Raw genomic sequence first — 14776 nt, forward strand, 5'->3', positions numbered from 1 at the left:
CTGCTGGCGAAGTCGAAGCCGTTAAGATCACGGTAGGCCGGGAAGCGTGCCGTCTTGAGCTGGTAGGCCGTCGATCGCACTTCACGTTCCGCCGTCTCGGCCTTGAGGAGCTGCGACAGGATCGGGATGGCGGCCTCGAACGCTGGCGATCCCTGCTCGGTGAGTTCGCCGACGGCTTGTGCCATTCCGTGCATCTTCAGTTGCCGCAGCATGATGACGATCGCACCGCTTGCTGGATTATGACGCATGGCGGGCCTCCGTCTTTCTCAGGGCATCGTATCGTTCAACATTGGCCTTGGGCTCGTTGACGAGCGTCAGGGCTTGCGGCGCATCGATGGTCGGCGGCGTGAAGGATTTGCCATCGACAAGGCGATGCAGCAGGTTCAGCACATGCGTCTTGGTCGGAACACCGGACTTCAGCGCCATGTCGACTGCCGACAGGACGGCCTGTTCATCGTGTTGAAGGACGAGCGCCAGGATATCGACCATCTCCCGGTCGCCGCCCGGCTTCTTGAGCAGGTATTGCTGCAAGGCCCGGAATGCATCGGGAAGTTCGACGAATGGTGCACCGTTGCGAAGCGCACCTGGCTTGCGCTGCACTACGGCCAAGTAGTGCCGCCAGTCGTAGATCGTCTGTCCTGGCCTGTCGTGGGAGCGATCAATGACGCGACGATGCTCGCAAATGATCTGTCCTTCTGCGGCGACCACAACACGGTCTGGATAAACCCTTAGGCTCACCGGCCGATTGGCGAAAGACGCCGGGACGCTGTAGCGATTGCGCTCCAGATGCACGAGGCAGGTCGGAGAGACACGCTTGGTGTATTCGACAAACCCATCGAACGGCCGGGTAATGGGCATGAGCGCGGGAGCTTCTTCCGCCCAGATGTCGGCAATGGTTCCACGCATCTGACCGTGCGGGGTCTGTGCCCAGAACTCCTTGCAGCGTTGCTCGAGCCAGTCATTCAGGGCTTCCAGCGATGGAAAGCGCGGAACGGGCTGAAAGAACCGATGACGCGCATCCTGAACGTTCTTCTCGACTTGTCCCTTCTCCCAGCCTGAAGCCGGATTGCAAAACTCGGGTTCGAACAGAAAGTGGCTGGCCATCGCCTGGAAGCGCACGTTGATGTCACGTTCTTTTCCACGGCCGACCTTGTCGATCGCGGTGCGCATATTGTCGTAGATGCCGCGTCCTGGAATGCCACCGAATACGCGGAATGCATGATTGTGTGTGTTTCGGCGTGGAATATTGACCCCTCTGGCGGGGTGACCGGCGTCCAATTTTGACCCCCCACCTGTTTCGTCTGACCATCCGTCTTTTGCTGGCGGATGGAGGGGGAGTTGAAGCGAGTGGATACGATTGCGCGTGTTCGTCGAGCCTTCCATGTGCAGGGCTGGTCGGTGAAGAGGATCGTCCGGGAGCTGCATGTTTCCCGCAATACGGTGCGGAAGATACTGCGATCCGATGAGACCGACTTTTCCTACGAGCGCGAACGGCAGCCGCTTCCGAAGACCGGGGCCTGGAAGGCTGAGATTGAGCGCTTCCTGGCCGCGAACGAAGGCAAGCCATCTCGCGAGCGACTGACGCTGATCCGGATTTACGAAGAGCTTCGGGCGTTGGGTTACGACGGCAGCTACGATGCAATCCGGCGCTATGCGAAGGGATGGTCGAAGGATCGAGGGGCCGTGACGGCCGAAGCCTACGTGCCGCTCTACTATGCGCCCGGCGAGGCTTATCAGTTCGACTGGAGCCATGAGATCGTCCTGATCCAGGGCGTGACGACAACGGTGAAGGTTGCCCATGTCCGGCTTTGCCACAGCCGGATGATGTTCGCGCGGGCCTATATGCGTGAGAGCCAGGAGATGGTCTTCGACGCCCACGACAAGGCCTTCGACTTCTTCCGTGGCACCTGCACGCGCGGCATCTACGACAACATGAAGACGGCCGTGGAGGCCGTCTTTATCGGCAAGGAACGGCTCTACAATCGCCGTTTCCTGCAGATGTGCAGCCATTATCTCGTCCACCCGGTGGCCTGCACGCCAGCATCCGGCTGGGAGAAAGGACAGGTCGAGAACCAGGTCGGCCTTGTGCGCGAGCGGTTCTTCACGCCGCGTCTCAGGGTCAAAAGCCTGGAGGAACTCAATGTCTGGCTGCTCGACAAATGCGTTGCCTATGCCAAGGCCCATAGCCATCCCGAACAGACGGCGCAGACGATCTGGCAGATGTTCGAGGCCGAACGCAGCAGCCTCGTGCGCTACGTCGGCCCGTTCGACGGTTTCCACAGCGTTCCGGCCTCGGTGTCGAAGACCTGCACCGTCCGCTTCGACAACAACAAATACTCGGTCCTGTCGACTGCCGTCGGCCGCCCAGTCGAGGTTCATGCCTATGCTGATCGGATCGTCATCAAACAGGATGGGGTGACGGTCGCTGAACACCAGCGTAGCTTCGGCCGTGGCGATACCGTCTATGATCCCTGGCACTATGTCCCTGTCCTTGCTCGCAAACCCGGTGCCTTGCGCAACGGTGCTCCCTTCCGCGAATGGGTTTTGCCAGCCGCGATGGAGAAGGTGCGCAAGCGGTTGAAGAGTGCTGACGACGGTGATCGACAGATGGTCACCATACTCGGATGCGTTCCCGCCGATGGTCTCGCAGCCGTTGAGGCTGCCTGCCAGGAAGCGCTCGATCACGGCGTCTGCTCTGCCTCGGTGATCATCAACATTCTGGCGCGAAGCCGCGATCCGGCTCCCGCTGCAACCCTGCAAATCCCGGATGCGCTTCGGCTTGCCCATGAGCCGGTCGCCGACTGCGCCCGTTACGACAGGCTCAGGAGGGTAAGTTGATGGAACGCACACAGGTTCTCGAACTGATGGGCACGCTGAAGCTCTACGGAATGCGCAGCGCTTATGACGAGGTCATGGGAAACGGCATCAAACGGCAGCACGAACCGCCGCGCATCGTCGGTGATCTCCTGCAGTCGGAGATCGCCGAGAAACAGGCCAGGTCTATCCGCTACCAGCTCAGCATCGCCAAATTGCCTTTGGCAAAAGACATCGACGACTTCGACTTCGCCGACACGCCCGTCAATGAACCCCTGGTGCGAGAACTGGCCACCGGCACCTTCGTCGCCGACCAGCGCAATGTCGTTCTCGTCGGCGGCACAGGAACAGGCAAGAGCCATCTGGCTATCGCGATTGCCCGTGCGCTCATCCGCAACGGCACACGTGGACGCTTCTTCAACGTCGTCGATCTGGTCAATCGCCTGGAAACGGAAACGCGCAACGGCAAGCAAGGTCGGATGGCCGATTACCTCACGCGCCTCGACTTCATCATCCTCGACGAACTCGGCTATCTACCGTTCGCACAGGCCGGGGGTCAGCTCCTGTTCCACCTGATCAGCAGGCTCTACGAGCGCACCTCGGTCATCGTCACGACCAACCTTGCCTTCGGCGAATGGCCGTCGGTGTTTGGTGATGCCAAGATGACGACGGCCCTCCTCGATCGCCTGACCCATCACTGCGAGATCGTGGAAACCGGCAACGAGTCCTGGCGCTTCAAAAACCGCTCTCAAAGCTAAAGCCAAAGACACCCGTCACCCGCACTTGGCCTACCCTCTGCAACCCCGGCCAGCGCCGGGCAGGCCAAGCGCTGATCGCCTACAGGGGGTGAATATTGGACGCCGATAAGGGGTCAACATTCCGCGCCGATTGACAATTGTGGGCATCAAACAGCATCTCGTGCGTCTGTAGAAGATAGGCCCGAACGATGAAGGCGCGGCTGTAACTCAGCTTCGTGTGCGCCACCTGTAGCTTGGTGCGTTCATTACCGATGATCGCCCAGTCCTCCGACCAGTCGAACTGGAAGGCTTCGCCGGGATCGAACGCCAGAGGCACATATGTCCCGCGGCCCGTCGTCTGCAACTCTCTCTGGCGATCATCACGCCATTCCCGGGCAAATGCCGCAACCCGATTGTAGGAGCCCTCGTAGCCAAGGCTCATCAGGTCAGCATGCAATTGCTTCATCGTCCGCTTCTGTTTGCGGTTCTTCTTGGATTCTGTCTTCAGCCAGGCAGACAACCGATCAGCAAAAGGATCGAGCTTGCTCGGCCGCTCCGGGACCTTGAACTTCGGCTCCACACCGTCCAGGCGCAGGTATTTGCGAATGGTATTCCGGGATAGGCCGGTCCTGCGGCAAATCTCCCGGATCGATAAATGGTCTCGAAAATGCCAGCGTCGGATCACGCTCAATAACGCCATGTCGATCACTCCATAGCCCCCGCTGAAAACATGCGAGGGAAGGTTGGAACATGGGTCAATTCTCAATGGAAATATCAGGCCACGCCGGGTCAGTTCTCAGTGACAATCAACACCCGCGATGCCTATCTGGTCGCCTGGCGCAGATCGTCTAGCAGCGACTGAGTTAATGCTCTAACTATTTCTCGCTCAAACTCGTTGGGAGTGCGGCGCGGCGCGCTCGTATGTTTCAGGCCTGACACTAGCGCCGCTCGCACGAAACTGGTGAAGGCGGCTTCATCATTTAATTCACCTTTCAGCGCCTTCGTACAGGAGAGGATCGCTTGCCTATAGGCATTGTCCCGGGAACCAGGCCACTGATCAATAAGGTATGATGCAGCACCGCGCGTTGTGGAGATGCGCGCATAGATCTTGCTTCTGCCACCTAGCTCGATGGTAACAGTATTATCCCACGATCCTGACTTCATTTCTGCTCTCCGCTTTTTATGGGGAGCATTAAATCGGCACGCTTGCGTGTGGCTTGTTTTGAACCATCAGGAGAACATCTTGGCGACTGTTGGCGTGGTACAACGGCGTTTAGTTGGGCGAAGATTTCCGTTACTGCCCATGCCTCGTCGGTTGTTCATGGATAACCATCACTTATCATCATCCACTACAGCGGCTCGGTGATGGGAGCTTGTCTTTTTCCTTGGGGCGCTTTTTCGAAAACGCAAATGCTGTCGTAGATTGTTATGGACCGGGTTGATTTCGTAAATGTGGTCGTTTCAACCGCACCCCTTGTGTGCACTGCGTTGATCTCGTCAAGTTTGGTCTTTGTGAATTCCATGAAGGACTGCGGATTGCCAAGGCCGCCTTGATACTCAGGCCAATAGCAGGTGTGAGTGTCTTCAACGAAATAAATGCCATTCGGCGAAATCCGTTCGTAGAGTAAATTGAACGACGCTACGACATGGTCCATGCGGTGGCTGCCGTCGTCAATAACGATGTCGATCGGGGAGTTTTCATCGAGTACAGTCTGAATGATCTGTGGGTCATCCTGGCTTCCGATGTAGACCTTAATACCCTCGTCCTCGTGAGCTTTGCACTCTGCATTGATATCAAGGCCAATAATGGTTGCGCCGTCGCCGAAGTAGTCTTTCCACATGGCGAGAGACCCGCCGCCAAATACACCTATTTCAAGTACTGTAGGCTTCTTGCCGCGAAACCGGTCGAAATGGTGCTCGTACGCATCGAAATAGTGCATCCATTTGTGAAGGCGCTTATGTCCATTGTTTAAAAAATAGCGATGCAAGAAACCGTCGCTCATTTACGCCTCCACTATATGAAATCGATCGGAATATTTTCGGGCACGTGTATATCGCGATTTGGCAACAAAAATAACCCGTCACGACCAAGAGAACACCACGGCTCGCGAAACTCTTTCCGTCGCTTCCGACCATATGTTTGGTCAAGAGGACGCCTACTTTGACGCAACGATCGACGGCGGCCCAACCGGTTATGGCGTCACAGAGCGCTCGCCAATCATCGAACCATTGGACAGGTCGCCGCTGAACAAATAAAAGGCGATAACGCGCGAGGAAGGCGCCGAGGTTGCGGGAACTGAGCGCCCCCAGTTACAATCGGCGACTAGAAAGCCGATAGCCATCCGGTAGATGGCGCTGGCTGGTAAAATTCAAGTCTGTGTTGCGCTGGTAAGTCGATTGCCTCGCTTGGAAAGAAGAGATGGTTACTATAACGGCGGGTAGAGGCTTGCATGTGGCGAGAATTGCAAAGGAGAGGCGCTCCTTTTTGCGTCGTCATCTAGGTGATATTGAGGTTATCGCTCTGGAGATTTAGGTCCTGTTGACAAAGTCTGTGACTGAGGTGGACCTCTCGCAATGCAGTTTCGCAACATCATTGAGCCTCACGTTGAGGGGCAAGCATACCGGTGCACGTGCTGCCATTTCGCGACCCTTTAAGAGCGAGGCGGCTACGAGATTTGCCCTGTCTGTTTTTGGGAAGATGATAGGCAAGACGATTATGATGCTGAGTTAGTCCGCGGTGGTCCGAACGGCCCGCTGTCGCTGGTTCAAGCGCGACTGAATTTCGCAGAATCCGGCGCTTGCAACTTTTGCTATCGCAAAAATTTATGTAAGCCTACCGAAGCTGAACGCTAACGATTACCAAATGAACTGGACTCTGATTCACAGCTTGCTCTTTGCGAGGAGCGGTAGTCGTCCGTGGCGATTTGGCCGATTAAGAATGGTACGTGAACGATGGTCTTCTTCCGCCGGAACGGGGACGCAAGTCGCGGCCAGCCTACGACAATTGGCAATTCCTTAGCGGCATGCTGCATGTCCTGCGGGTCGGCTGCCCATGCCGCGACATGCATAGCGATACGGTAAGTGGAATTCTGTCTATGTGCGCTTCCGCCGCTGGGCCGAACAAAGCGTTTGGGACGCTCTCCTTGAGACGCTTGTTGAGCTGGGGCTGACCGATGACTTGAACCGCTCCGGGTTTGCCGGAGGCCATTTGGTTTGAGTTATGCGGCCATGGCTGTTTTGTCCAGCATGGCGTAGTAACGTTCTTCGGCTTCGGCAGGCGGTATGTTTCCGATGGGCTCCAGAAGTCGTCGGTGGTTGAACCAGTCGACTCATTCCAGAGTGGCGAATTCCACCGCTTCGAAGTTCCTCCATGGTCCGCGCCGATGAATGACCTCGGCCTTGTAGAGACCGTTGATCGTTTCGGCGAGGGCATTGTCATAACTGTCGCTGACACTTCCGACAGAAGGCTCTATGCCAGCTTCTGCTAGCCGCTCGGAGTACCGGATGGAGACGTATTGAACGCCCCTGTCCGAATGGTGCACGAGCCCGCCGCCATGAACGGGCCGCCGATCATGAAGTGCCTGCTCAAGGGCATCGAGGACAAAGCTCGCCTGTGCCGTCCGGCTCGCCCGCAAGCCAACGATGCGCCCGGGCAAAAACGTCGATCACAAAGGCCACGTAGACGAAGCCCTGCCAGGTAGCGACATAGGTGAAGTCCGAAACCCACAGCTATTTGGTGCTGGGGCTTTGAACTGGCGGTTTACTCGGTCAAGCGGGCTCGGGGCTGCCTTGTCCGAGAATGTCGTGCGGACCGGCTTTCCTCGAATAATTCCCTGCAGGCTCATCGACCTCATAAGCCGAGCGACCGTGCAGCGGGCGATGTCGTAGCCTTCTCGTTGCAACTGCCGCCAGACTTTACGCACGCCGTAGACCTGGAAGTTCTCATTGAACACCCGGCGTATCTCGATCTTCAGGCCAATATCGCTGCGGGCGCGAACCGACAGGCGATCCACATCCAAGCGCTTGGCGACGTTCTCGTAGTAGGTTGATGGGGCAATCGGCAACAGCCTGCAGATCGGCTCGACCCCGAACACGCTACGGTGTTCGTCAATGAACGAGATCATCGTTTGAAGGGGCGGTCGAGCTCCGCCATCGCGAAATAGGCAGACGCCTTGCGCAAAATCTCGTTGGCCTGACGAAGCTCGCGGTTCTCCCGCTCAATAGCCTTCATCTTCTCGGCCACATCGCTCGGCAGACCTGCTCGCTTGCCGCTGTTAACCTCGGTCTTCTTGACCCATTCATGCAGCGTTGCTGGCGAGCAGCCGATCTTGGCCGCGATTGATGAAACGGCAGCCCACCGTGACGGATGTTCTGCTTCATGGTCCAAGACCATGCGGATGGCACGCTCACGGACTTCAGGTGAAAACTTGTTAGTTGTCTTGCTCATAGTGGCTCCACTCTCTCAGAAGTTGGAGCCTTCGGTAAACCCGGAGCGGTTCAACTGGCAGCACATGATCGACAGCACCACGGTTCGGGGCATTAGCACGCTGCGGGCGCAAAAGGGGGACTAATAACGAGGCTTTTGGTTGATCACGCGGCGGATTTACAACTAAAATCCAATCCCGCGCAGACGGTCAGGGACGCCCTCTCGGCTTCATCCTGACGGGTGGCGAAGCGTCGGATTACGTTGCCGTTCCAGACCTGCTGACAATGCCGGTTGGAAACCGAAATTGTTTCTCGCTGACAAAGGTTATGATGGCGATTTCCTGCGCGAGGAACTGCTGATCTACGGGATCAGGCCCGTAATTCCCCCGAAACCAAACCGGAAAAGCCCTCCACCCCGTGACTTCAACGCATCTAGGGAGCGCAACCGCACTGAGAGAATGTTCAACAGGCTCGCGCAGTTCCACCGCGTCGCCACCCGATACGATAAGACCCAAAAATCATTTTCGGCATTCCTCGCCTCGGCCGCAGCCAAAATATGGCTGCCATACCTTGTCAACAGCGCCTACGTCTTCTTCCCATTCAAAATCATAGTACTCGGCATAGGGATGCATTGTAAGCGGTGTTTTCCTCGCACGTTGACCAGGCGGGGTGGGCTATTCCGACGCTACCGTTGCAGCATTGACGGCAACAAAGCGCCAGAAGCAGTCATCCTGCCTTTCTTCAAAGCCGTGTGATCCATTCATGTCCCGGATACATTGCCTCAAGCCAACATCGTAAATCGGCTTTTTCCTGATCGTGAAGCTTCGGCAAGGCAGCATGCAGGTCTTCCTCATCCTTCGCTCGAACGTGTTTTGCCTTAAACAACAGGGCAAGAGCAGGAGCGAGATAAGGAATTCCGGTCGGTGTTTCTCGAACCGCAGTCGATCTGGGCAGACGGAAAGATGGATCGCGCTTGTAAATCCAATTTTCTCGGGTGCCATGTTCGATCATCATGTCCACGCGCCAGCAAAGGTTCGCCATGTCGGCTCCCCATAATTGGGTGGTCTCTGGCCGAGGCCTCGTTTCAGGAGCAAGATAGGCAAAATTGCCGTTATGGACCTCGAAGAAATCCAGCTCGGATAACTCGTCGCGAAAAAGATCGACATCGTCCGAAAGTATGCAGAACTCCAAGTCCTCGTGATCGCGGGTCTGGTAACCGTGCCACAGGTCTAGTGCCCAGCCACCGACAATATACCAGGACGGGTGCTGGTAGCGGAAACGCTCAGAAAGCAGTTCCGGTGTCCAAGCATCCCACGCATCATCTGGAATATGTTGCATCCTCACCACCTGCATTCGCTTGATTCGACCTTCGCGTTCCTCAGTGAGCGATATCAGCCCTTCGCCCTGCGGAGGAAGATACCGTCGATGCATCTGGCCTTTCGATAGCACATACCGCCAATGACCTCTTCGGGCCGACAGCAGACTTTAGCCGTTTGACCGCCGCGAATAATTCCACGGCATCAGCTCTTCGATACGGCTCTGCCTATGGCCATTGAAGATGGCGGTGAGGGTATTGGTCAGGTAGGTATGTGGATCGACGGCATTGAGTTTGCAGGTCTCGATCAGGGAGGCGATTGTCGCCCAGTTCTCGGCTCCAGCATCGTGGCCTGCAAAGAGTGCATTCTTCCGGTTCAACGCAATCGGCCTGATGGTCCGCTCGACGGTATTGTTGTCGATCTCGATGCGACCATCAGTCAGGAAAACACAAAGCCCATCCCAGTATTTGGCGACATAAGCCAGAGCTTCGCCAAGCGGCGATTTACCAGCCACGCGGGCGCGATGATGCGTCAGCCAGGTCCGCATGTCCGTAATCAATGCCGCTGATCGTTCCTTCCGCCCAGCGAGGCGAGCGTCGGCGGGAAGACCGCGCAGTTCCACCTCTATCCGGTAGAGTTCTCCAATCCGCCTCACACCCTCCTCGGCAATCGGTGCTGAGCCGCTGCGCGTGATCTCGACCAGCTTGCGCCTGGCATGGGCCCAACAGTAAGCAAGCTGGATGTCGGGACCGACACGATCCGGTGCGATCAGCCGATTATATCCGGCGTAACCATCCACCTGAAGGATGCCCGTAAATCCTTGCAATATCCGTTCAGCATGGAGCCCGCCGCGACCTGGTGCATAGGTGAAGGCGACGCCCGGCGGCGCACCTCCGCCCCACGGTCGCTCATCGCGGGCCAGCGCCCAGAAATATCCTGTTTTGGTCTTGCGGGAGCCAGGATCGAGGACTGGTGCACGAGTCTCGTCCATGAACAGCTTCGTCGACCGCTTCAGGTCGGCGATGAGAGCGTCGAAGACCGGGCGGAGTTCGAATGCTGCCCGGCCGACCCAGTCGGCAAGAGTGGATCGATCAAGATCGATGCCCTGTCGGCCCATGATCTGAGCCTGCCGATAGAGCGGCAGGTGATCGGCATATTTGGACACCAACACATGCGCGATTGTCGCCTCGGTCGGCAATCCTGCGTGGATCAATCGTGCAGGCGCTGGAGCCTGCGACACCCCATCGGTGCAGGCACGGCAGGCATATTTGGGGCGACGCGTGACAATGACTCGAAATTGTGCCGGAATGATATCCAGCCGCTCGGACACGTCCTCGCCAATGCAATGCAAGCCGCCGCCACAGGTGCAGATCAAGCTTTCCGGCTCGATGACCTCTTCGACACGAGGAAGATGGGCGGGAAGAGAGCCTCGATTGGTTGCGCGTGGCTTGGGCTGCTGCTTACCCGGAGTGCTGTCGGCCTCGTCCTCGGCACGGACGGCCGCCATGGCCGTTTCCAGGTCTTCGAGTGCGAGGTCGAATTGCTCGGGATCAGCCTTCTCGGATTTACGACCAAAGGCAGCCTGCTTGAACGCCGCTACCAGCTTCTCCAGCCGTTCGATCCGCTCGTCCTTGCGAACTTCACGAAGCTGGGAGGCGATCAGCATCGCCTTCAGGGCAGCAATATCGTCTGGAAGATCAACCGCATCCAACATACTGGAAGTTTATCAAATTGGGCGGCGTCTCGCTGCCCGAATTTGCCACCCGAGTCATCGTGACGCACCTACTCGGTTGCTGTCGGCGCTCTTGTCTCAACGGAGCGGACCCGCCGCCAGTCGAGCCCCGCAAATAGCGCCTCGAACTGGGCATGGCCCAAAGTCATCAGACCGTCCCGGATGTCTGGCCAAGTGAACGTGTGCTCCTCCAGCCGTTTGTAGGCCATCACCAGACCGCTGCCATCCCAGTAGATCAGCTTCAATCGGTCCGCCTTGCGTGATCGGAATACGAAGACCGTCCCCGTAAATGGGTCCTTATGCAGCTCGTTCTTGACCAGTGCGGCCAAGCCGTCGTGACCCTTGCGGAAATCGACAGGCTTGGTCGCCACCATGATCCGAACCCGGTTCGAGGGAAAGATCATGCCGGAACCGCGCAGGCACGCGCGACAGCGGCGATCCGGGAGGCGGACGCGCCTTCTTCCAGACGGATCGTGACAGCGCCGACGATGATCTCGGGACGGCTGGCTTTCTTGATGGGCGGCTCCGCAATTGGTGGATCGACGACAACCGCCGCGAACTCCACCGCATCCTCGGGTGCTGGCAGAATCAGTTTGCCCTGCCGTGCCATCGTTCGCCAGGTAGACAAGTGGTTCGGCTTCAGGCCATGTCGCTCTGCCACTTCATTCACCAACGCACCTGGCCGAAGGCTCTCCGAAACGATCTGCGCCTTGATCTCGTCTGGCCAATGCCGATGCGCCTCACGTCCAGATTTCCTGGGTGTGAGAACCTCCAATGTAGTCTCCATGGAGAAACTCCCGTTGCTCGTCCATGGATAGGCGATCACAGATCAGAGCGGCGAGAACAACGTGGGAGCGGAACACCGGTTACGATGCATTATGCGATCAAGTGGCATCACGATCAGACGAAGAAGGATAGGGAGTTAGGGAGAGCAAAGGGCACTGAACGTGCCCCTGCTATCCAATCTCTCAATCTCGCATTGCGTTGCTGTTCACGGATGACCAATTGCGATTGCGAACCGAAACGCTCGGTCACCGAAACAAAGCTATAATGCTCTCCGACTGACTGTTGGCGATCTGCAGCGATTGTACGCCTAGCTGCTGCTGCGTTTGGAGGGCTTTGAGACGGGTTGATGCCTCGTTCATGTCGGCATCGACTAGCCGTCCAATTCCTTTTGCGATCGATTCTGAAAGACGGTCCGCGAAGCCAAGCTGCAAGTCTATCCGCGTGTGAATAGCGCCCAACATCGCCGCACCAGAAGTCGCGTTGGTAGTCACGTTCTCAACATAAGTGATGTACATGTCGACCAAATCAGGGTTCGCAACAATGTTGATCTCTAGGAAATTCAGGGTAGAGCGCGGCTCGTTGCTGACACGGATGTTGTCGAAGTCGATCAGGGTTCCTGAGCCCCACTGCCTATCCACAGCCGGGTCTGATTTAATAACAACGCGACCCGCATTTGCTTCGATGATGAGATCTGGCCAATCGTCTTCGAGGAGAGACTTCATCAGGGTCGCCATATCCTCGGGCGACGACACTTTTCCGTCGTCGCGTGACAGCACCTGATTCACGTAAGACCGATCAAATGCGTAGGCCTTTGGTGACGCCCCGTTCACCGAGAAGGTGAAGCTAACTCTTATTCCCTTATCATCGATACCGTCTCTAAAAACTATAAACGGTTCAAAATTTAGGGCGAGGCCGGAACCGCGCGTACCGAAATCGGAGTCCGGTTTTAGTCCTCCTGCGCTTACGCCGACACTCGTAACCGTAGCGATCTCTACGTACGATCCATCACCGTGTTGTTGGAGCGTTGTGATCGAAATCTTTTCTGGATCATGGACGGGGGGATATCCCGTAAGGTAGTTTGCGGACGCAGAGGCTCCAATTGAACTCAATTTTGAGGTAAGTAGCCCCGCATACTGCGTATTAGTTGATATTACACCTCCGAGGGTTGCATTGTAAGCATCAACATCGGCCTTAGTAATGGTCACTGTCGCGGAATAACCGTTGTAATATGGTCCTGGTAGCTCATGAAGATTACCGCCCGCTCCAGTGTAGTTGTCCGGATTTGAAGCCTCTTTATCGAGAATTATCGTAAAGCTGACTTCAGCGCCCGGCTGATTGAAATCGAGCGGCGCGTTTGCGGGGAAATCGATGAAGACCCTGCCAGGGCTTCCTGTGTTCCATACGGGCGTCATATATCCTTTTGAACCGTCGATCCCATCATACGATGTGTAGTCACCGCCAATAGTGGCCGGATCGGATGTTGGATTCAGAGACCTAATGCCGCCTATGGTCTTGATATCTCGCGCGTCCTCTTGAAGCAGACCGCCGCCAGTGCTGTTGAATAGCGATATTCTGGAAAGATCGACACCTATCGTCTTGACGGAGACAGAAGTTCCCGTCCGCACAAAGGATGAAACAATGGAAGCCCTACTGAAGGCACTGTCGTAAATATCGACAATATTTGTATTCAGCCAATTTTGACCACTGAAGCTGGCGGAGCCAGAAACGCTTACAACTTGATTCTTAAGCTGGTCCAACTCGGCTTGAATTTTGGATTTATCAACACCTTGCTCTGTCGCTGCTACGAGTTTCGATTTGAACTCTATTAGAACAGCGACCACCGAATCAATCCCGGCATAAGCCGTATCAACATTGGCTGCACCGAGGCCGAGTGCGTCCTGGACGGCTAAGAGAGCGCCATTGTCAGAACGCATGGTCGTAGAGATAGACCAGTAGGCTGCGTTGTCAGACGCAGTTGCAATGCGAAGTCCTGTAGATACTGCCTTTTGAGAATTCTCCAATCCAGATGAAATGGAGCGGAGGGTTTGCAGTGCAGAAATGGCAGTGCTGTTGGTCAGAATAGATGTCATGAGGAGCTCGCAAAAAAATGATCTCGCGCTCTTCATGAGCAATCAGTGATTGCATCGATATAAATAGTTCGTTGGTTAATCAAGTGTTAACTGCGGGTTACGGAAAGTAGCAGTCGTTAGACACTTCCACTGAGAGATGCGCTTCTAATCAGTTCCACAACTGACCCCTCGGTGATATGAAAGCGCGGATTGCGATCCCGGATCAATCCTTATTACAATGCGATATAGGTTGCACATGCTCACCTCGGCATCTTGGCTATGGTGATCTTCACAACACCCTTGACATTGCAGCGTTTGCATTTCAGTCGCTTGGCAATTTCGTCGACGGTGGTATCGACCTTTGCCACGCGGTTCAGTTGCCAGTGCGGGATATTTGAAACGTGGCCGCAGTAGTTGCACTTCGCAACGACAATTTCCGAGTTTCGAATCTCCTTCACTCTGACGGCTTGAGGCTTTGCTTGTTTCAAAGCCTCGATCTGTGAATTGCCGTGAGTTTTGTAGACACCCTCGGGTTAGATTTTCTGCTGCTTCTCAAAATCGACGGGCGACAGCATTCCGTTTCTGACGTGTTTGCGTTTTGGGTTGTAGAACATTTCGATGCAGTCGAACACGTCCTGGCGTACTTCATCGCGTGAAGGGTAGACCCTGCGACATATCCGTTCTCGCTTTAGAAGATTGAAGAAGCTTCCGGCCAGCGCATTGTCATGGCAGTTGCCGCGTCGGTTCATCGAATAAACCAGATTGTGATGGCTGAGGAACAATGCCCGGTTCATGCTGGCAAACTGGGAGCCCTGGACGCCCTTCTGTTTGTCAAGCGACGATCCTGGTTTGATTGATCTGTTTCTGGCGACGCATGATGATGCCGAAGACTTCCCG

The 14776-nt window shown here is 56.1% G+C and carries 9 protein-coding genes, 8 pseudogenes and 1 other annotated feature; of the genes and pseudogenes, 5 read left to right on the forward strand and 12 right to left on the reverse strand.

The features are described from left to right. Both ACQZ5Y_RS25790 and ACQZ5Y_RS25795 read right to left on the reverse strand, forming a co-directional pair. The coding region (locus ACQZ5Y_RS25790) for an ATP-binding protein (RefSeq protein ID WP_236763074.1) at positions 1–248 on the reverse strand (248 nt) is incomplete at its 3' end. Next, positions 238–1218, reverse strand: a pseudogene (locus ACQZ5Y_RS25795) (IS21/IS408/IS1162 family transposase); the annotation flags it as partial. The gene ACQZ5Y_RS25790 and the pseudogene ACQZ5Y_RS25795, both read right to left, overlap by 11 nt. 120 nt (positions 1219–1338) lie before the next feature. Here ACQZ5Y_RS25795 and istA (ACQZ5Y_RS25800) point away from each other — a divergent pair. Beyond that, positions 1339–2905, forward strand: a pseudogene (gene istA / locus ACQZ5Y_RS25800) (IS21 family transposase). Beyond that, a complete protein-coding gene (gene istB, locus ACQZ5Y_RS25805; protein WP_062610304.1) occupies positions 2838–3572 on the forward strand; it encodes an IS21-like element helper ATPase IstB in 735 nt (244 codons plus the stop codon). The pseudogene istA (ACQZ5Y_RS25800) and the gene istB overlap by 68 nt, the downstream one beginning before the upstream one ends. A gap of 142 nt (positions 3573–3714) precedes the next feature. Here the strand turns inward: istB and istA (ACQZ5Y_RS25810) are convergent. The 3 genes and pseudogenes from istA (ACQZ5Y_RS25810) to ACQZ5Y_RS25820 all read right to left on the reverse strand — a co-directional run. Further along, positions 3715–4251, reverse strand: a pseudogene (istA, locus tag ACQZ5Y_RS25810) (IS21 family transposase); the annotation flags it as partial. A gap of 122 nt (positions 4252–4373) precedes the next feature. After that, positions 4374–4715 (reverse strand): DUF982 domain-containing protein, encoded by a 342-nt coding sequence (locus ACQZ5Y_RS25815; RefSeq protein ID WP_111802182.1) that lies wholly within the window; start codon positions 4713–4715, stop codon positions 4374–4376. 185 nt (positions 4716–4900) lie between these two features. Next, the gene (locus ACQZ5Y_RS25820; RefSeq protein WP_111802181.1) at positions 4901–5554 is read right to left on the reverse strand and encodes a class I SAM-dependent methyltransferase; all 654 of its coding nucleotides are present in this window, start codon (positions 5552–5554) and stop codon (positions 4901–4903) included. Between the two features lie 667 nt (positions 5555–6221). On the opposite strand from ACQZ5Y_RS25820, the pseudogene ACQZ5Y_RS25825 reads away from it, so the two are divergent. Then, positions 6222–6404 (forward strand): annotated as a pseudogene (locus tag ACQZ5Y_RS25825) (CPCC family cysteine-rich protein); the annotation flags it as partial. A gap of 92 nt (positions 6405–6496) precedes the next feature. Further along, positions 6497–6729: pseudogene (locus ACQZ5Y_RS25830) on the forward strand (transposase); the annotation flags it as partial. A gap of 40 nt (positions 6730–6769) precedes the next feature. Here ACQZ5Y_RS25830 and ACQZ5Y_RS25835 read toward each other — a convergent pair. Beyond that, positions 6770–7998, reverse strand: a pseudogene (locus ACQZ5Y_RS25835) (IS3 family transposase). Then, positions 7601–7717 (reverse strand) — a sequence feature (AL1L pseudoknot). It overlaps the preceding pseudogene by 117 nt. A 52-nt stretch (positions 7999–8050) precedes the next feature. Here ACQZ5Y_RS25835 and ACQZ5Y_RS25840 point away from each other — a divergent pair. Continuing rightward, positions 8051–8554: pseudogene (locus ACQZ5Y_RS25840) on the forward strand (IS5 family transposase); the annotation flags it as partial. A 163-nt stretch (positions 8555–8717) separates the two neighbouring features. Here the strand turns inward: ACQZ5Y_RS25840 and ACQZ5Y_RS25845 are convergent. The 6 genes and pseudogenes from ACQZ5Y_RS25845 to ACQZ5Y_RS25870 form a co-directional block, all read right to left on the reverse strand. Further along, on the reverse strand, positions 8718–9314 hold the full coding sequence (locus ACQZ5Y_RS25845) for a nucleotidyltransferase domain-containing protein (RefSeq protein WP_174027117.1): 597 nt from the start codon (positions 9312–9314) through the stop codon (positions 8718–8720). 147 nt (positions 9315–9461) lie between these two features. Beyond that, entirely contained in the window at positions 9462–11006 is a 1545-nt protein-coding gene (tnpC, locus tag ACQZ5Y_RS25850; RefSeq protein WP_174027118.1) for an IS66 family transposase, read from the reverse strand. A gap of 68 nt (positions 11007–11074) precedes the next feature. Further along, positions 11075–11428, reverse strand: a complete 354-nt coding sequence (gene tnpB / locus ACQZ5Y_RS25855) for an IS66 family insertion sequence element accessory protein TnpB (protein WP_174027119.1) — start codon at positions 11426–11428, stop codon at positions 11075–11077. Next, positions 11425–11811, reverse strand: a complete 387-nt coding sequence (gene tnpA, locus ACQZ5Y_RS25860) for an IS66-like element accessory protein TnpA (protein WP_174027120.1) — start codon at positions 11809–11811, stop codon at positions 11425–11427. The genes tnpB and tnpA overlap by 4 nt, the downstream gene beginning before the upstream one ends. A 244-nt stretch (positions 11812–12055) precedes the next feature. Next, the gene (locus ACQZ5Y_RS25865; protein WP_174051208.1) at positions 12056–13900 is read right to left on the reverse strand and encodes a flagellin N-terminal helical domain-containing protein; all 1845 of its coding nucleotides are present in this window, start codon (positions 13898–13900) and stop codon (positions 12056–12058) included. A gap of 512 nt (positions 13901–14412) precedes the next feature. Continuing rightward, a pseudogene (locus ACQZ5Y_RS25870) lies at positions 14413–14694 on the reverse strand (IS3 family transposase); the annotation flags it as partial. Between the last annotated feature and the right edge of the window lie 82 nt (positions 14695–14776).

Source organism: Agrobacterium sp. A3-95, assembly GCF_053521785.1.